This window comes from Selenomonas sputigena (assembly GCF_026015965.1).
Lineage (GTDB): Bacteria > Bacillota > Negativicutes > Selenomonadales > Selenomonadaceae > Selenomonas.
Genome location: NZ_CP110383.1, coordinates 2,446,827 through 2,463,846, shown reverse-complemented (window position 1 = coordinate 2,463,846; position 17,020 = coordinate 2,446,827). Strand labels below are relative to the sequence as shown.

Below are 17,020 nucleotides of genomic sequence, written 5' to 3'. Positions count from 1 at the left end.
CGCAGCCGCCCTAGCAGATGCGCGGCACGAGGTTGCCGAGCGGCATGTCGACGATGCGCAGGCCGCCGAGCGCCGTCCGGAGTGCGACGATGCCCGGCTCCTCCGCCGTCGTGCGGCCGATGCAGCAGGCGTTCCTGCCGTAAGGATGCTCGCGCATGGCGGCGAGAAGCGCCGCCGTTTCCTCGGGCGCGCAGAAGGCGATCGCCTTGCCCTCGTTCGCCAATTCCAGCGGATCGAATCCGAGAAATGCGGCGATGCCCTCGACCTCCTCGCGCACGGGAAGCGCCTCCTCGTCCAGGATGACGCCGACTTGTGCCGCACATGCGATCTCGTTCAAGACCGCCGCCGCGCCGCCTCTCGTCGGATCTCTCATGCAGGCGATCGAGGGCGCGGCGCGGCGCATGAGCGCGGCGAGGTCGCCCAACGGCGCACAGTCGCTATGAAGCGTCGCGGGAATCTCGATGCCGTGACGCTCCGCCATGACGGTCGCTGCATGATCGCCGAGCGTTCCCGAGAGGATGACGTCCATATCCGCCCTGACATTCTGCGGCTCCATCGCGCGTTCGATCTCGCCGAGTCCCGCCGTGTTGATGTAGATGCCGTCCGCCGCACCCTTGCCGACGACCTTCGTGTCGCCCGTGACGATGGCGACCTTCGCTTCTGCCGCAGCCTCCTTCATCGAGTGCAAAATACGCCTGAGCTCCTCGATGGAAAGACCCTCTTCCAAAATCAAGGCGCACGAGATGTAGCGCGGCACGGCGCCCGTCATCGCGAGGTCGTTGACCGTGCCGCAGACGGCGAGCTTGCCGATGTCGCCGCCGGGGAAGAAGCGCGGCGCGACGACGAAGGAATCCGTCGTGAAGGCGGTCTTGCCGCCGAGGTCGAGCGCCGCGCCGTCGTGCATTTTCTGCAGGAACTCATTGCCGAAGGCAGGCAGGATGACGCTCTCCATCAGCGCCTGGCTCAGGCTGCCGCCCGCGCCGTGCGCGAGCGTGATCTTCTCATTTTCCAAAGTGAAACCTCCCTCGGCCGTACTTGTACCAGGCGGCGCACACGCCCTCGACCGACACCATGCACGGCCCTACGGCGTGCGTCGGCACGCACGCCTTCGCGAAGAGCGTGCAGTCCGTCGGGCGCACCGCGCCGCGCAGAACCTCGCCGCAGCGGCACGCTGTCTTCTTCTCCACGCGCTCGACTTCGACGGGCAGTCGTCGCTCGGCATCGAACGCGGCGAACTCCTCGCGCATGCGAAGCCCCGAGCGCTCGATGACGCCGAGACCGCGCCACTCGTCCGCCGCCTCCTCGTAGACGCGCGCGAGGATGGCGAGCGCGGCGGGATTTCCCTCTTCGCGCACGACGGAGCCGTACTCGTTCTCGATGCGGGCTTCATTCGCCGCCGTCTGCCGCACGAGCCGCCAGACGGCGCGCAGGATCGCGAGCGGCGTGAAGCCCGCGACGACGCCGGGCTTATGCGCCTCATCAGCGAGAAAGGCGTAGGGGCGCGTGCCTGTGACGACGCATGCGTGCCCGGGCAGCAGGAAGCCGTCGACATGCACATCGGGGTCAGCCAAGAGGAGCTTCACGGCAGGCGGCACGAGTTTCTGCGCCGACAAGACGCAGAAGTTCTTCAGTCCCTCCTCCTTTGCCGAGAGCACCGCCGCCGCCTCGGTCGGCGCTGTCGTCTCAAAGCCGACGCCGAGGAAGACGACCGTCTTTTCGGGATTCTCCCGCGAGGCGGCGAGCGCGTCAAGTGGCGAGTAGACGACGCGTAAACATGCGCCCGCCGCACGCGCATCTGCGAGGCTTTCGCGGCTGCCCGGCACCTTGAGCATGTCGCCGAACGTCGCGACGATGACGTCCTCCATCTTCGCGCAGGCGATCGCCTTGTCCATGTAGGCATCGCTCGTCACGCACACGGGACAGCCGGGGCCGGAGACAAGCTCGATGTTCTCGGGCAGAATCTGCCGAAGTCCCGCGCGGAAGATGGCGACCGTGTGCGTGCCGCAAACCTCCATATAGCGAAGATGCCTGCCCGCGGCAAGGCGCTCAATGTCAGCAAGGAGCGCCCTTGCCGCTTCCTTTTCTTCTTGCGGCGTGAGTTTCTTCAAGGCATTTCCTCGCTTCCTACATCACCGTGCGCGGCGCACCCTTCATCTCGGCGAGCAGCGCGTACGTTTCTTCGGCGTCTTTTTCCTCAACGATCTGCATGGCAAAGCCCGCATGTACGAGCACGTAGTCGCCGAGCTTCGCCTCAGGCAGCAGCATGAGGCTCGCCTCGCGCTCCACGCCGTTGACGGAGACGCGCGCGACGCTGCCCGCAATATCGAGCACCTTCGCCGGTACAGCAAGACACATCAGCCTTCGCCTCCCTTCGTCAGAAGCTCATGCGGCAAAGTCTGCCGCGCCGTGCGCATCGCCTCGCCCGCCTGCTTCATCGGCACATCGAGCGGCGCATCGGCCTCGTCCTCTGCGACGAAGCCGCACGAAGCGCCCGCCTTCTCATGCTTCGCCTCGGCGACGCGCGTGAAGGCGACCTCGCGAGAGGCGTCCTTCGCCCGCACCTCGACGCCCCAGCGCGAGAGCACGTCGATGGCTCGGCGCTCGATCTCGGGCAGAAGCGCTTCCATCTGCGGGCTGAGCGCGACGCCCGCGCCGACGGCGTAGGGCTGTGCGCCGAGCACGACGACGTCGGGAATCGCGCGCCCCGTCACGGAAAGCGTCGCGAGCACGTCCTGGATGCCGACCTCGTGCACCGACAGCTTGTCCTGGAAGTGCGCCGAGATTCCCTCATTCTCAAAGTGAAAGAGCGTGCCCGCCTCCTTGCCGCCGTTGACGGAATCGAGCACAAGAAGGTGCTCCGTGCCCGTGATGACGCCCAGAAGCTCCGCACCGAGCGTGCCGCCGTCGATGATCTGCACGGCAGGCGGGAAGTCGTACTTCTCGCGCAGGAGTTCGGCGGCGCGCACGCCGAAGCCTTCGTCCTGCAGGATGACGTTGCCGATGCCGAGAACCGTCACGGCGGGCGTCGCCTCCAGCTCTTTTCTCGCACGCTCGATCTCTTCGGGCGATACGCCCAAGAACGCTTCACTCATCAAACTGCCTCCTTCTTCTCGCGCACATTCTTCCGAAGCCACGAGAGCCATGCGGGGAGTCCCTCGCCCGTGCGGCACGCGATCGCCATGACCTCGATGCCCGGATGAAGCGTCCGGATGTCGTCCGTCGCACTCTCCAGATCGAAGTCCGTGTAAGGCAGGAGGTCGACTTTGTTGAGGAGCGCCGCGTCGGCCTCCTTGAACATCAGCGGGTACTTCAAGGGCTTGTCGTCCCCCTCCGTGATCGACAGCACGACCGCCTTCTTGTCCTGCCCCAGCTCAAATTCCGCCGGGCAGACGAGGTTGCCGACATTCTCGATGATGAGCATGTCGAGCGAGTCGAGGTCGATGGACGAGAGCGCACTCTTGACCATCGGCGCGTCGAGATGACAGCCGCCGCTCGTGTTGATCTGCACGACGGGCACGCCGAGGCGGTCGATGCGCTCAGCGTCCTTCGATGTGAAGAGATCGCCCTCGATGACGGCGAGACGCATCTCATCCTTCAATGCTTCCAACGTGCGCTCCAGGAGCGTCGTCTTGCCCGCGCCCGGCGATCCCATGAGATTGAGCACGAAGATCCCCTTCCGCTGAAAAAGCGCCGCATTTTCTGCTGCTGCTTCGTCATTCATCGCCAGAACGTTCTTCATGACCTTGACTTCCATTTTCTTAATCCACCTCCAAAGATTCCACCTTGAGTTCGCGTCCCGAGATGATTTCAAGTGCGCCGTTCCTGCACGAAGGGCACAAGAAGCTGTATCGCTCGACGTGCTGCTCCTTGCCGCAAGATCCGCAGCGTCCGACGAGCGGCACGCGCTCGATGTCGAGCGCCGCGCCGTCTGCCGCCGTGCCTTTTGTCAGAGCCTCGAAGCAAAAGAGCAGCGACTCGCATTCCACGCCCGCCATTTCACCGACGAGCAGCTTGACGCGTGCGACGCGCTTCGCCTCGTTCTCCTCCATCGTCTTGAGCGCGATGTCCAAAATGCCCTCGGCGATCGCCATTTCATGCACCGAACTTCCTCCTATGCGAAAAGCGCCCCCTCCGGCGGCTTGCCGAAAGGGGGCGCCATCTTTCCCTGTTGAAACGATGCGGCAAAAGCGCACCGCCCGACTCAGAGCGCAGCCGAAAGGCCTCGCTCCTCGAAAATGCCAAGAATCTCCGTGAGTTTTGTCTTCGCCGGATCGTAGTCGACCGTCGTCTCGCCGTCGTGCGCGTGGATATGCACGTAGAGCACGCCCGCAAGACCCAAAAGCGCCTTTTCCGCGCCCTTCGCCGACTCCTCCGTATAGCCTTTGACGTTGAACTGCAGGCGCGTATTGCCGTTTGACGCGCCGCAGCCGCATTCTTTACACATAGACCTCTTCCTTCCTCAGCTCGCCCTGCCCTTGTGTTCCTCCTCGGGGTGGCTGAGCTGGTAAGCGTCAAGCGGCTCGTGCGTCAGGATCTTCCTGCCGGAGAACATGCTCGACACTTCACTCTCGCCCTCCATGAACTCCGCGCGGATGACCATGTAGAGATGGCCGATGGCGAAGAGGATGATGAACCAGGCGACGTAGTGGTGCACGAGGTGCGCCATGAACTCGTTGCCCAAGAACGTGATGACCCAGCCGAAGAGCATGAAGGACACGCTTTCCGGCTCATTCGCGCCGTACATCGCAAAGCCCGTCAAGACCTCGACGGCGACGAGCACATAGAGCAGCGTGTACGACATGCGCGCGATCGGGTTCCTCAAGTACGACTTGTGCTCGTAGCGCACAAAGATGTAATGCAGGATGACGTCGCCGATCGCCCGCCAGAAAAGCCCCTCCCAGAAGCGCGGGAAGAGACGGTCGCCGCGGTTCACATAGAAGCCGTAAATCCTCAGGAGGAAGGCCGCCATGAAGGTGAACGCCGCGATGAAATGGATGTTTCGGATGTTGTCCGTCGTCATGCCGCTGAACGTCGGCTCGACAGAGTAAATGAGCCAAGGCTCGGTGATCATCAATCCCGTCGCAAAGAGGACCGAGATGCAGACGACCATGATCCAGTGAAAGATCCTGAGCCAAGGACTGAAAACGTAGTAAATCCTGCGTTTGACTTCTCTCATATCACATGTCCCTGCTGCCGCGAAACGCGCGATGAACGCCCCGCTCGCGGCAGTTTCTCCTTTCCACGATGCGTGATCGTTCTATTCTTCCACCTGCAGTCCTGCATAGGGATCAGTCGTCATGATCTTGAGCGTGTCGCCGTTCGCGTTGTAGACGTGCGTGGAGCAGGCCATGCACGGATCGAACGAGCGGATGACGCGCACGATCTCCAATGGCTTGTCGGGCACGGCGACGCGTGTGTCCATCATCGCCATCTCGTAGGCGCCGTGTCCTGCCGCATCGTCGCGCGGGCAGGCGTTCCACGTCGTCGGCACGACGCACTGATAGTTCGCGATCTTGCCGTTCTTGATGACGACCCAGTGCGAGAGCGCGCCGCGCGGCGCGTCGTAGAGGCCGACGCCCTTCGCTTCCTTCGGCCACGTCACAGGATCCCACTTATCCGATGTTGCGACAGCGAGGTCGCCGCCCTTGATGTTCGCGATGAGCTTGTCGAAGTAGTACTTCTCGATCTCGGCATTGAGCTGCGCGTCGAGTGCACGCGCAGCCGTGCGGCCGACCATCGTCGGCAGCCAGACCTCGGGCGCGAGACCGATCGCCTTCGACACCGCATCCATTTGGTTGAGCATGAGCTGCTCCGCCCACGTCGGATCGGGCAGGAGGCCCTTCTTCGCCTTGACGTAGATGATGATATAGCGCGCCAGAGGACCGACCTCGGCGAGCTTGCCGCGCCATTTCGGCGTCTTGAGCCACGAGTATTTGCCCTTCTCGTTGAGCTCCTGCCAGTTCGTCTGCGTGCCGACCTTCGGCGCCGTGTACTTCGGCTTCGTCTGTCCTGCCCACGGATGCAGATCGCTCTCCGCGCCCTCGTACTCGTACCACGAATGATCGACACCCTCGGTGAAGGCGACGGGATCGGACAGATCCTCCGCCTTGACCTCCGTGAAGGTCGCCGCCGCAAGGCCTGCGCCGAAGTTCTCGACGACACCGTTCGAGCGGATCAATAGCTGGCGCATGAAGTCGCCGTTTCGCGTGCCCGTGTAGCTCTGATCGGGGAACTGTCCGAACGCCATGACGCAATGCTTGGCGAGGCCGCCGCCGTCCACCTTGCCCGCCTTGACGTAGAGCGAGCCGATGGCGAGGACATCGGGCAGATAATATTCGTTGACGAGCGTGCGCGTGAGGTTCACGGCGCGATCGACGATGGCGAGGCGAGCCGTGTTGATCGGTGCATTGCCGTCGTCGAGGGAGATCGCGCACGGCATGCCGCCGACGACATAGTGCGCGTGCGGGTTCTTGCCGCCGAACACGACGTGCGGCGTCATGATCTCACGGTGCTTGTCGAGCATCTCAAGATAGTGGACGACCGCGATGAGATGCACCTCGGGCGGCAGGATCTTGTAGTCGGGGTGATCCCACCAGTTCGCCGCAAAGATGCCGAGCTGCCCGCTCTTGACGATCTGCTCGATCTTCTGCTTGAATGCCGCGAAGTATTCGGGCGTCGCATTCGGGAAGTCCTTCGGATACGCTTCCGTATTGAGCCCTGCAGGGCCTGCGAGCGGCAGGCGCAGCTTGAGAATCTCACGCTGCAGGTTCGCCGCCGCAACCGGGTCTGCCGCCAGAGCCTCGACGGGGCTGACCCAGTCGAGAGCGTGCAGATGATAGAAATGCACGAGATGATCCTGCACCGTCAGGCAGCCCGCCATGATATTGCGGATATAGTTTGCATTCGTCGGGATGCGGATGCCGAGCGCATCCTCAACGGCGCGCACGGAACACAGCGCGTGTGCCGTCGTGCAGACGCCGCATATACGCTGGATGTACGCCCACGCGTCGCGCGGATCGCGCCCGTTCATGACGAGTTCGAGACCGCGCCACGCCGTGCCGCTCGAAAGAGCATCCGTGACCTTGCCCGTCGCCTCGTCCACCTGCACCTCGACGCGCAGATGCCCTTCGATTCTCGTTACCGGATCGACCGTTACATGTTTCATTTATGCACCTGCTCTCTCTTCGCCTTCTCCTCTTCCTTCTCGATCGCCGCATCCGCCTTTGCGCGCTGCGCGAGGCTCAAAGCGCCGTGTACGGCGACGCCCGCCGCCGCGCCGACCGCGAGTCCGACGCCGATCTTGTCAATGCTGCCCAGAGGCCCGTACTTCGGCAGACGGTCGGAGAACGGCGCATCGTCCCAGAAGTTCGCGTTCGTGCAGCCAATGCACGGCGCACCCGACTGAATCGGGTAGCTCATGCCTTGGAACCAGCGCATATTGCCGCACGAAGCGTACGTCTCAGGACCTCTGCAGCCGAGCTTGTAGAGACACCAGCCCGCCTTCGAGCCCGCGTCGTCGAAGCGCTCGGCGAACATGCCCGCATCGAAGAAGGGACGGCGGTAGCATGTATCGTGAATGCGGTTGCCGTAGAACTGCTTGGGACGGCTCTCCATATCGAGGTCGGGAACCGAGCCGAAGAGAGCGACGTGCATGACGACGCCCGTCATGACCTCAGGGATCGGAGGACAGCCCGGGACATTGATGACCGGCTTGTTGCCCACATAGTGGCTGACGCCCGCCGAGCCTGTCGGATTCGGCGCAGCCGCCTGGATGCCGCCCGACGTCGCGCACGTGCCGTAGGCGATGATCGCCGCCGCATCCTTGGCCACGCGCTGGAACGTATTGATGAACGGATGACCGCCCGACATGCAATAGACGCCGTTGTCCTTCGTCGCAATCGCACCCTCGACGGCGAGGATGTACTGTCCCTTGTACTTTTCAATCGTCTGCTCAAGATGCGCCTCGAACGGCTCGCCCGAAGCCGCGCTCAGGACGTGGCTGTATTCGAGCGCAATCATGTTCAACACCAAGTCGGACGCCATTGGCGCCGCCGAGCGAATGAACGACTCGTCGCAGCCCGTGCACTCATGACCGTGCATCCAGATCACGACCGGCAGAGGCTTCGACTCTGCCGCCTCGACGACCTTCGAGACCATGCTCGTATCAAGCCCCATCAGAGATGTCAGCGCGACGCACCCTTTCAGGAAGTCGCGGCGGCTCAGGCCGTTGCGGAGATAACGCTCCCACATGCTTTCCCGCTTGTCCACATTACTGCCTCCTCTTTCGCCCCACCACGGGGGTATGCAGGAATACTTCTTCAAAGAGAGCGCCAGGCACTCTCCAAGGATTGCTGATTGAGTCAGTCTTCCTTAATTAAAACATAATTATCCTTAGTTTTCAAGTTCTCCTTTTTCCTCAAAATTCCTGCTTGCATTCTGCATTTTTTCACACTTTTTTCTCATATCTAAGAAGTCAAGTCCAAGGGGCGCAGACGGATCGGGGAACTTTCATTGCTTTTCCAGCCCCACGCAAAACGCCCCCGCACAAGGCAAAATGAAATCCTATGCGGGAGCATTTGTGTCAGCTCATACGGCAACCCGTTTCACAACGCAGAAGCGCGATGCAGCTTGAGCCTGCCGTCAAGGAAGATGTAGTCGCTGTCGTCACCTTGGATGCGCCAGTCGAGCTGCATCATGCGCTCGCCTTCCTCTTCCAAGATCCAGAAGACCGTCGTTCCCATGGTCGAGCGATCAACGAGATCTTCGTACTTCGTGATCTCACAGCCGTTGATCTTCTGCCCCTCAACCTCCAAGATGAGTGTCCCCTTGGGGCTGAGCCATTCCCCGGCGAGGAGCTTCAGTCGCATCTCCATGCCAGACGGCGCAGACACCGCTTCCGGCGGCGCAACCGCCGCTGCTTCCGCCCCCGCCAGGCTTGCGGTCAGAAGCAACAGGACACAAACGACGAACAAGAATTTTTTCCACATGACACATCCCTCCTAATACAGTTTTCCCTCAAGACTTTTCTACTATAATCCCAATTCTCTAAAAGAATGCGTTTCCCTGCTCGAAAAGAAATTTTCTAAGGAGATCCTTTCTTATGTTAGATACGCGCGCCTACTTGCGCCACACGATGACGAGCGGCCGGCCGAACTCTTTCTTGAACTGCTTGCAGAAACTCTGCATCTCGAAATCCGTAGCGCGGGTGTCGGCATCGGGCGCGGCGATGACGGAGAGCGCGACGCCCTCGGACGTTGCCGCCGCCTCGAACCCTGTGACAAGACCCTCGTAGGTCACATCGGCGGCCTCGGCGAGCGCGAGCAGCGTCGCGAGCTTGCGAATCTCCTTCCACTCGGGCTGCGTGACCATCATGGCATAGCGATACGAGCGCATGATCTTGTTGCTGATGCCGTGATGGAAACCCGCGATGAAGGACGCCTTGAGCTGTTCTTTCTGCGTCATGCCGTAGAGCGGCGCGTTGTTGATGATGAAGGCGGAGTTTCGCGCGTGCTCGTAATAATTGACGATCTTGCCCGCATCGTGCAGCCACGCGGCAACGGACAGGAGGTCGCGCGAACGCTTCGGAGCACCGTGCAGGCGCCTCAGCTGGTCGAAGAGGCTCAGGGCGAGATCGTGGACGCGCCCTAGATGCTCCATGCGCCGCTCCACGCGCTTCAGATAGTTCTCTACGCTCGCCTTGAGCACGTCCTTGACGACGGGCGAGCCTGCGCCGTATTTCTTGCCGTAATACTCGTAGAAAACGCCGTCTCGGAGGCCGCAGCCTGAAACGATGAGGTCTTTGCCGCCGCTGAACTCCATGAGGCAGCGTGCAATCGTCGCACCTGCGACGATAATGTCGGCGCGTTCCGTAGAAAGCCCGCCGAACTTCCTGCGGTTCGTGCAGCTCGACTTGATGATGGCCTGATAGCAAGGCTCGAAGCGTTCGCGCGGAATGATGTAGTTGTGGATGCGCGCGAGCTGGTAGCTCGTCTTGTACTGATCCATCTTCGCGAGGTTTCGGACGGTGCCGCCGATGCCGATGACGGGCAGGCGTCTGTCCTTCGCCCAGGGAATCATCTCGCGGAACTTCTTTTCCACATGTTTCACGCACTTGTCGAGGACGCCCTGCGTCACGATGTCCTGCATGCCAAACTTGTCCGTCATCGTCACTGCGCCCAGGGGTACGGAAACCGACTCCTTGATCTTGCGGTTCAAAACGAGCGACACCTCGATCGATGCGCCGCCGAGGTCAAACTGGATGAAATCCTTCGCATCTATCGTGTTCACGACGCCGAGGTAGCCGAGATATGCCTCGCGCTCACCCGAGATGATCTCAATCTCGATGCCTGTCTCTTCTCGGATGCGCTCGATGAACTGCTGCCCGTCGGATGCGCTCCTCGCCGCCGCCGTCGCGACCGCGATGCAGCGCGTGACCTGCATGACCTCCATCATGTGCTTGTAGACGTGCAGGCACTCAAGCGCACGCCTCACACCGTCTGGATTGAGCCGCCCCGTCTCCGACATGCCCTTGCCGAGCCGAATCGCCTCCTTTTGCTGATATTGCAGGAAATACGAATGGTTGTCGTTGATCTGCATGACGATGAACCGAATGCTGTTCGACCCCATGTCGATGATCGCCAGATTTTCCATCGATGCTCCCCCTCGCTTTGATGCTATCTTAACCTAAGTATAGTATAGCAATTCTGCCGCGATGCTTCAAGATTTGCATGCGCCCTACGGGCTTGCCGAGGCTAAGAATTCATAGCCGCAGCGGTGCTGGACAACGACTTCTAGGACGCTCCTACACACTATCGGATTTGTCGCGTCTAAGAATTCGTAGCCACAGCGGTGCTGGACAACGACTTCTAACCCTCGCCTGCGCCCTACGGGCTTGTCGAGGCTAAGAATTCATAGCCACAGCGATGCTGGACAATGACTTCTAACCCTCGCCTGCGCCCTACGGGCTTGTCGAGGCTAAGAATTCATAGTACAATAACATAGTATGGATAGGCAGGAAACGGGGGGTGTCCCCGTTATCGACGGATCAGGAGGGAAATGTATGGCATTGATGGATACATTGAAGAAGACCGATGAGAAGATCGCTTCGGCGCTTGAGGCGGAGCTTTCGCGCCAGCGTCACAAGCTTGAGCTGATCGCTTCGGAGAACATCGTGAGCCGCGCCGTCATGGAGGCGCAGGGAAGCGTGCTCACGAACAAGTACGCCGAGGGCTACCCGGGCAAGCGCTACTACGGCGGCTGCGAGTGCGTCGACGTCGTCGAGACGCTTGCCATCGAGCGTGCGAAAGAGCTGTTCGGCGCAGGCTATGTCAACGTGCAGCCGCACTCGGGCGCACAGGCAAACATGGCGGTGTTCTTCTCGCTGCTTTCGCCCGGCGACACCTACATGGGCATGAATCTCACGGACGGCGGACACCTCACGCACGGCAGCGCCGTCAACATGTCGGGCAAGTACTTCCACGTCGTCCCCTATGGTGTGGACAAAGAGACAGAGTGCATCGACTACGATGCGCTGGAAAAGCAGGCGAAGGAGGTCAAGCCGAAGCTCATCGTCGCCGGCGCTTCCGCCTATGCGCGCATCATCGACTTCGAGCGGCTCTCCGCCATCGCCAAGGCGGTCGGCGCCTACCTCATGGTCGACATGGCGCACATCGCGGGACTCGTCGCGGGCGGCATGCATCCAAGCCCGCTGCCGTGGGCGGACGTCGTGACGACGACGACGCACAAGACGCTTCGCGGCCCTCGGGGCGGCATGATCCTCACGAAGGACGCGGAATTCGGCGCACAGTTCAACAAGGCGATCTTCCCCGGCATCCAGGGCGGCCCCTTGATGCACGTCATCGCGGCGAAGGCCGTCGCCTTGGAAGAAGCGCTGCAGCCCGCCTTCAAGGAATACGCCGCACAGGTCGTGAAGAATGCAAAGACGCTTGCCGCCTCTTTGCAGGAAAAGGGCTTCCGCATCGTTTCGGGCGGCACGGACAACCACCTGATGCTCGTCGACCTCAGGAGCAAGGGCGTCACGGGCAAGGAGGCGCAGAACCTCCTCGACGGCGTCGGCATCACGGCAAACCGCAACACGATCCCCTTCGAGCCTTTATCCCCCTTCGTCACGAGCGGCATCCGTCTCGGCTCGCCCGCGCTCACGACGCGTGGCTTCAAAGAGACCGACATGGAAGAGGTCGCTGCCATCATCGCGCTCGTGCTCGATCATGCGACGGACACGGCTGCGCAGGAGGAAGCAAGAAAACGCGTTGACGCCCTTTGCGAAAAATATCCCCTTTACGAGTGAGGAGGCATCCCATGACTCAGGAAAACCAGGCGGATCTCGCTGTACACATCGTCGATCATCCGCTCGTCCAGCACAAACTCACGCTCATGCGCCAAAAGGAAACGGGTACGAAGGACTTCCGCGAACTTCTCGAAGAGATCGCCATGCTCATGGCTTACGAGATCACGCGCGACCTGCCGCTTGAGGATGTAGAGATCGAGACGCCCGTCGCAGCCTGCCATGCGAAGAAGCTCGTAGGCAAGAAACTCGGCATCGTTCCCATTCTTCGTGCGGGACTCGGCATGGCGGAAGGCGTGCTGCGCCTCGTCCCCGCCGCCCGCGTCGGACACATCGGACTCTACCGTGATCCCGAGACGCTGCAGCCCGTCGAATACTTCTGCAAACTGCCGGGCGACATCAGTGAGCGCCTGTTCATCGTCGTCGACCCCATGCTCGCCACGGGCGGCAGTTCCGCCGCAGCGCTCGACCTCTTGAAGAAGAAGGGCGCGAAGAACATCGTGCTCCTCTGTCTCGTCGCTGCACCGGAAGGTGTACGCGCCGTCAATACGGCACACCCGGACATCCCCATCTACACCGCTGCCGTCGACGACCATCTCAACGAACACGGCTACATCGTCCCCGGCTTGGGCGACGCCGGTGACCGCATCTTCGGCACGCTGTAAGCCCGCACGAGCATCCACTTTGCAAGTATCGTGCAGTATCGTGCGCAGTGTGCCAAGAAACGTGCACCGCGCCCCTTTACAAGCGGAAAAAGATATGGTAAACTAGCACAGTACCTTTGAGGAGAGGTGTCCGAGTGGTCGAAGGTGCTTGACTCGAAATCAAGTGTGCAGCAATGTACCGTGGGTTCGAATCCCACCCTCTCCGCCAGATATTTCAAGGCTTCGTGGACTTTTCCACGAAGCCTTTTCTGTAGGGAGAAGGGATTTTCATGGCGATTGCAGGACCTCAGGCGCCGCAGGCGCCAACGCCGCCGGCTGTTCCGGGACTTGACGCTGCATCGGAGGCAGTCGGCGGACTGCCGGACTTCGGCGCTTCCGGACAGTCGGCGATCGAGGGCGCACAGCAAAGGGCTGCCGACGCTGCACAAGCCGGCCAGGATGCGGCGGCAAACGCACGCGCGGCGGGCGAACGGCTCATGGGAACGCCCGAGCGAAAGACACAGGAAAAGACGGCGGGAGAAGAGCCGGGCAAGGAGGGAAAGCTCGCACAGAAACCGGCTGCCGCCGCGCCCGAAGCGGGCGGCACAAAGAGTCAGACGACCTCCTCCGAGGCGACAAATCTGCCGCCGGCAGCACAGGCGGTGCAGGAGAAGCCGGGCACGGAGACGCGTGTGCCAAAGCCGTCCGCCGACGAGCCGCCACAGGGCTTCGGCATGATGCACCTCGCCGTCGTCGCCGCCCTTTGCGCTTGTCTCGCAGGCATCTTCGCCTACAAGTTCCTGCACAGAAAAAAAGGCGAGCCGACGCCCGCCATGCGCGCCGCACGTGAGGCGGAGCTTCTGGCTGATCTTGAAACGATGCGCGCCGCACGCGAAAGGCGCGAATCTGACCGCGCTGCGAAGGTTGCTGCCGCCGGGCTTTCCGCCATCGCTGGCGCGGCGGTGCGCACCGCGCCAGAGGCGGCAGATGCGGCAGAGGCGCCGCCCGCGGCTGCGGCAAGTGCGGCGGCCTCGAAGGGCGCACGCACACAGGCTTCCTCCCCCGCGGCCGTCCCGAGCGGCGTAGATGCAGCGCCTGCGCCAGCCCCGCCGCTCAGGGCCGCCGCTCCTGCCGCCTCGCCCGACGCCTCGATGCTCGCCTCCCTTTCCGAGGCGCTTTCCGCCTTCCGCGAGGCGAGTCGCATAATGGAGGGTGAAGCAGACGTCAAGGCGACAGAAGAGGCGAAGAAAGCCGCACGTGCCGCGGCCATCCGCCAAGGCCGCGAAGAGAAGCAAGACGGCGAGCACGGCGGCTTCGAGATCCGCATATAAGTGCAAACTTTTAGGACATATTCTCAACCCCACTCGGAGCGGCATACTTGTTTTTGCCCCCATTTCCTGCGATGGCGCATCAGAACGTCATGCTGTGCATATGTCCTCACGCCTTATATGAAAAAGCCAATCGGTCTGCGCCCTTCGGGCTTGCCTTCTTAGGAACCACTGATAAATTCAGCCACCCATCTTCACGCATCTGCACTATCCTCTCGTCGTCGACAAATCCTCAACGTAGCACCGCTACGCCTGCGGTTTGTCTCCTTGCTGAGCCGTCCAAGAGCCAAGTCCGAAGGACGCAGGCGATTGGGCAACGGCTCGTATGCGAAAACGTCCCAAGAATGCAAGCGCGAAGTGCGCCGCATGATTGGCTGACGTTGACCGCTATAGATACAGCGCATCTGCGCAAATCTGGGCGACTTCATTTTATCAGCGTTTCCTTTATGCAGCTTAATCGCCGGAACACGGCGGTCACGAAAATACCGGAATGGTTAATGCAAACATATCGTATTGGAGGAATCGCATCATGAAAATATCCCATCTTAAACGACTCTCCGCCATCGCGGCCTTGCTCCTCTGCCTTACGGGCACGGCTTCTGCGGCGAACAGCACAGGCTCCGGGGCAGCGCCTTCCGTCGAGGCAAAGGCAGCCTTGGACAAAGCGATCCAGGAAGAGGAGGAAAATGCCAAGAAGACGCCGATTTCCGTGGAAGAGGCCCGCAAAATCGTCGCGGACAACAACCTTTACCAGGACATCGATCTCAGCGCCGAATCACCCGAGCAGCCTTTGAAGACATTGAGCGCCATATTCAGCGAGATGCTCGGCGTGCCGGACGTGCGGCTCGTTCCTTTGGAGGGGCGCGAAGCAAAGTCGGAGGACGCCATACAGACGGCCTATCCCATCCGTTGGTTCCGCGTTGTGGAGACGCATTACGCCATCCGCCAGAGCATGGAGGACAAGCGCCAGGTGATCACGGCGCAGGTGTTCGAGGTCGTCCATAAGAAAAAGGCCACAAAGGGCGTAGCGCCCGACGCCATCTTTTTCTTCTATGACGCCGCCGGAAAGCCCCTGTCGAGCATGATTCTTTCCACCGTCCCCGAAGCCCAGAGAGATCTCTCCATCGTGGATGTCCTAAACAGCGGCTCTCTGCCGCAGCTCAAGGCAGGCAGCCGCGAGTACAAGCTGGCCGAGTTCCTTTACAAGACGGCAAAAACAGCGGACGAGGCCGCAGCAAGCAGCAAGAAATAAAGGAACCACTGATAAATTCAGCCACCCATCTTCACACATCTGCGCTGTCCTCTCGTCGTCGACAAATCCTCGACGTAGCACTGCTACGCCTGTGGTTTGTCTCCTCGATAGATACAGCGCATCTGTGCAAATCTGGGCGACCTCATTTTATCAGCGCTTCCCTTAGCCTTTCACGCTAAACTTTCGCATACGGTCTGTTATCCACAAAGAAAACACTTGTTTTCCACAGTTATCCACAGATTTTTGGGGATAAGCCCGGCACGGCTTGCCATGCCAAAGCTTTTCCTGCTCGACTTATCCACATGCTAGAGGAGGAGAGATTTTGTCCTTTTTTATGAAACTTCAGGAGCTGACATGGCATGAGATGACCGATTTCCTGCTCATGCCTGCGTGCATCATGCTCGCGGCGCTGACGGTCGGCATATTCCTCAACAAGCTCATTGACCGGCAGATTCGCGAGAGGATCACGGTCGGCGAGGATACGGCTTGGTCGATCTTCATCCATGCGCTGCGCGGTGTGCCCGTCTCGTGGTGCATGGGCGTCGGCGTCTACTGGTCGATCAAGACCATCGACGTCTTCCCAACGATCGCGCAGTTCCTCTCCTACATCCTCTTCGGTATCATCGTCTTCACGCTGACGCGCGTCGCTTCGCGCACGATCACGGGATTCATCGAGATGAAGACGCGCACGAGCGGCGCGGCTCTGCCGAAGACGACGCTCCTGTCCTCCATTCTTTCCGGCGTCATCTATGCCATGGGCGTGCTCGTCGTCCTGCAGTATGCGGGCATTTCCATCGCGCCGATCCTCACGGCGATGGGCGTCGGCGGCGCGGCGCTCGCCCTCGGTATGCAGGAGACGCTGTCGAACATCTTCTCGGGACTGCAGCTCATCCTCTCGCGCCAGATTCGCATCGGCGACTATGTGCGCATATCGGCGGACGAGGAAGGCAAGGTCGCCGACATCAACTTCCGCTTCACGACGGTGCAGACCCTGGGCGGCAACACGATCATCGTGCCGAATCAGAAGCTCGCGTCTTCCGTTCTCACGAACTACGACATGCCCGCGCAGGAAATCTCCGTCGCCATCCCTGTCGGCGTCAGCTATGCGAGCGATCTCGACGAGGTGGAGCGCGTGACCCTTGAGGTGGCGAACGAGGTCATGGCAGCCTTCGATCATGATGTTGAGAGCGATCCCGTCGTGCGCTTCCACACCTTCGGCGACTCCGCCATCGAGTTCAACGTCGTGCTGCGCACGAGCAGCTTCGTCAACCAGTTCCTGTTGAAGCACGAGTTCATCAAGGCTTTGACGCGCCGCTACCGCGAGGAGGGCATCGACATCCCCTTCCCCGTGCGCACAATCGTGCAGGCGAAGGAATAGCTGCCGCCTGTGCATAACTTTTTTGAAAGAATCTTTCTCCGCGCTCAAAAGCCTTGAAAATCTTGCGAAAGCACCCTTTCCCGCCTGTGGATAAAGGGTGCTTTTCTTGTGGAT

At 61.0% G+C, this 17,020-nt stretch carries 17 protein-coding genes and 1 tRNA gene; 6 read left to right on the top strand and 12 right to left on the bottom strand.

The window, feature by feature from the left end:
* Positions 1-10: 10 nt before the first annotated feature.
* The 12 genes from hypE to OL236_RS11700 all read right to left on the bottom strand — a co-directional run bounded on the left by hypE (position 11) and on the right by OL236_RS11700 (position 10,650).
* The gene (gene hypE, locus OL236_RS11755; protein ID WP_265070756.1) at positions 11-1,012 is read right to left on the bottom strand and encodes a hydrogenase expression/formation protein HypE; all 1,002 of its coding nucleotides are present in this window, start codon (positions 1,010-1,012) and stop codon (positions 11-13) included.
* On the bottom strand, positions 1,002-2,108 hold the full coding sequence (gene hypD / locus OL236_RS11750) for a hydrogenase formation protein HypD (RefSeq protein WP_009646677.1): 1,107 nt from the start codon (positions 2,106-2,108) through the stop codon (positions 1,002-1,004). Before hypD ends, hypE begins: the two co-directional genes overlap by 11 nt.
* 16 nt (positions 2,109-2,124) lie before the next feature.
* A complete protein-coding gene (locus OL236_RS11745) occupies positions 2,125-2,355 on the bottom strand; it encodes a HypC/HybG/HupF family hydrogenase formation chaperone (protein WP_006192758.1) in 231 nt (76 codons plus the stop codon).
* Positions 2,355-3,092: a HyaD/HybD family hydrogenase maturation endopeptidase gene (locus OL236_RS11740; RefSeq protein ID WP_265070755.1), complete on the bottom strand. Its 738-nt coding sequence runs from the start codon at positions 3,090-3,092 to the stop codon at positions 2,355-2,357. Before OL236_RS11740 ends, OL236_RS11745 begins: the two co-directional genes overlap by 1 nt.
* Positions 3,092-3,754, bottom strand: a complete 663-nt coding sequence (gene hypB, locus OL236_RS11735; protein ID WP_265070754.1) for a hydrogenase nickel incorporation protein HypB — start codon at positions 3,752-3,754, stop codon at positions 3,092-3,094. Before hypB ends, OL236_RS11740 begins: the two co-directional genes overlap by 1 nt.
* Positions 3,755-3,758: 4 nt before the next feature.
* Positions 3,759-4,100 (bottom strand): hydrogenase maturation nickel metallochaperone HypA, encoded by a 342-nt coding sequence (gene hypA / locus OL236_RS11730; RefSeq protein WP_013740499.1) that lies wholly within the window; start codon positions 4,098-4,100, stop codon positions 3,759-3,761.
* A gap of 101 nt (positions 4,101-4,201) precedes the next feature.
* A complete protein-coding gene (locus OL236_RS11725) occupies positions 4,202-4,444 on the bottom strand; it encodes a hypothetical protein (RefSeq protein WP_006192754.1) in 243 nt (80 codons plus the stop codon).
* Between the two features lie 15 nt (positions 4,445-4,459).
* Positions 4,460-5,176 carry a Ni/Fe-hydrogenase, b-type cytochrome subunit gene (gene cybH / locus OL236_RS11720; RefSeq protein ID WP_265070753.1) on the bottom strand — a complete coding sequence of 239 codons (717 nt, stop codon included), beginning with the start codon at positions 5,174-5,176 and terminating at the stop codon, positions 4,460-4,462.
* An 81-nt stretch (positions 5,177-5,257) separates the two neighbouring features.
* Entirely contained in the window at positions 5,258-7,165 is a 1,908-nt protein-coding gene (locus OL236_RS11715; protein ID WP_265070752.1) for a nickel-dependent hydrogenase large subunit, read from the bottom strand.
* The gene (locus tag OL236_RS11710) at positions 7,162-8,268 is read right to left on the bottom strand and encodes a hydrogenase small subunit (protein ID WP_265070751.1); all 1,107 of its coding nucleotides are present in this window, start codon (positions 8,266-8,268) and stop codon (positions 7,162-7,164) included. Before OL236_RS11710 ends, OL236_RS11715 begins: the two co-directional genes overlap by 4 nt.
* Positions 8,269-8,603: 335 nt before the next feature.
* A complete protein-coding gene (locus OL236_RS11705; RefSeq protein ID WP_265070750.1) occupies positions 8,604-8,987 on the bottom strand; it encodes a hypothetical protein in 384 nt (127 codons plus the stop codon).
* 130 nt (positions 8,988-9,117) lie between these two features.
* Entirely contained in the window at positions 9,118-10,650 is a 1,533-nt protein-coding gene (locus OL236_RS11700; RefSeq protein WP_265070749.1) for a Ppx/GppA phosphatase family protein, read from the bottom strand.
* A 409-nt stretch (positions 10,651-11,059) separates the two neighbouring features.
* Here OL236_RS11700 and glyA point away from each other — a divergent pair, with 409 nt between their 5' ends.
* The 6 genes from glyA (at position 11,060) to OL236_RS11670 (ending at position 16,906) form a co-directional block, all read left to right on the top strand.
* The gene (glyA, locus tag OL236_RS11695) at positions 11,060-12,307 is read left to right on the top strand and encodes a serine hydroxymethyltransferase (RefSeq protein WP_320109798.1); all 1,248 of its coding nucleotides are present in this window, start codon (positions 11,060-11,062) and stop codon (positions 12,305-12,307) included.
* 11 nt (positions 12,308-12,318) lie between these two features.
* The gene (gene upp, locus OL236_RS11690) at positions 12,319-12,969 is read left to right on the top strand and encodes a uracil phosphoribosyltransferase (RefSeq protein ID WP_009646668.1); all 651 of its coding nucleotides are present in this window, start codon (positions 12,319-12,321) and stop codon (positions 12,967-12,969) included.
* A gap of 120 nt (positions 12,970-13,089) precedes the next feature.
* Positions 13,090-13,177, top strand: a tRNA-Ser gene (locus tag OL236_RS11685).
* A gap of 61 nt (positions 13,178-13,238) precedes the next feature.
* Complete coding sequence (locus tag OL236_RS11680) at positions 13,239-14,279, top strand: hypothetical protein (protein ID WP_265070748.1); 1,041 nt, start codon at positions 13,239-13,241, stop codon at positions 14,277-14,279.
* A gap of 526 nt (positions 14,280-14,805) precedes the next feature.
* Positions 14,806-15,528 carry a hypothetical protein gene (locus OL236_RS11675; protein WP_037370382.1) on the top strand — a complete coding sequence of 241 codons (723 nt, stop codon included), beginning with the start codon at positions 14,806-14,808 and terminating at the stop codon, positions 15,526-15,528.
* Between the two features lie 334 nt (positions 15,529-15,862).
* Entirely contained in the window at positions 15,863-16,906 is a 1,044-nt protein-coding gene (locus OL236_RS11670; RefSeq protein ID WP_265070747.1) for a mechanosensitive ion channel family protein, read from the top strand.
* The last annotated feature ends 114 nt before the right edge of the window (positions 16,907-17,020 follow it).

What these genes read in the sequence shown, in the direction of transcription:
- OL236_RS11745 (WP_006192758.1), bottom strand. Translation starts at nt 2,355, where the DNA reads ATGTGTCTTGCTGTACCGGCGAAGGTGCTCGATATTGCGGGCAGCGTC.
- OL236_RS11740 (WP_265070755.1), bottom strand. Translation starts at nt 3,092, where the DNA reads ATGAGTGAAGCGTTCTTGGGCGTATCGCCCGAAGAGATCGAGCGTGCG.
- hypB (WP_265070754.1), bottom strand. Translation starts at nt 3,754, where the DNA reads ATGGAAGTCAAGGTCATGAAGAACGTTCTGGCGATGAATGACGAAGCA.
- OL236_RS11725 (WP_006192754.1), bottom strand. Translation starts at nt 4,444, where the DNA reads ATGTGTAAAGAATGCGGCTGCGGCGCGTCAAACGGCAATACGCGCCTG.
- cybH (WP_265070753.1), bottom strand. Translation starts at nt 5,176, where the DNA reads ATGAGAGAAGTCAAACGCAGGATTTACTACGTTTTCAGTCCTTGGCTC.
- OL236_RS11715 (WP_265070752.1), bottom strand. Translation starts at nt 7,165, where the DNA reads ATGAAACATGTAACGGTCGATCCGGTAACGAGAATCGAAGGGCATCTG.
- OL236_RS11705 (WP_265070750.1), bottom strand. Translation starts at nt 8,987, where the DNA reads ATGTGGAAAAAATTCTTGTTCGTCGTTTGTGTCCTGTTGCTTCTGACC.
- OL236_RS11700 (WP_265070749.1), bottom strand. Translation starts at nt 10,650, where the DNA reads ATGGAAAATCTGGCGATCATCGACATGGGGTCGAACAGCATTCGGTTC.
- glyA (WP_320109798.1), top strand. Translation starts at nt 11,060, where the DNA reads ATGGCATTGATGGATACATTGAAGAAGACCGATGAGAAGATCGCTTCG.
- upp (WP_009646668.1), top strand. Translation starts at nt 12,319, where the DNA reads ATGACTCAGGAAAACCAGGCGGATCTCGCTGTACACATCGTCGATCAT.
- OL236_RS11680 (WP_265070748.1), top strand. Translation starts at nt 13,239, where the DNA reads ATGGCGATTGCAGGACCTCAGGCGCCGCAGGCGCCAACGCCGCCGGCT.
- OL236_RS11675 (WP_037370382.1), top strand. Translation starts at nt 14,806, where the DNA reads ATGAAAATATCCCATCTTAAACGACTCTCCGCCATCGCGGCCTTGCTC.
- OL236_RS11670 (WP_265070747.1), top strand. Translation starts at nt 15,863, where the DNA reads ATGAAACTTCAGGAGCTGACATGGCATGAGATGACCGATTTCCTGCTC.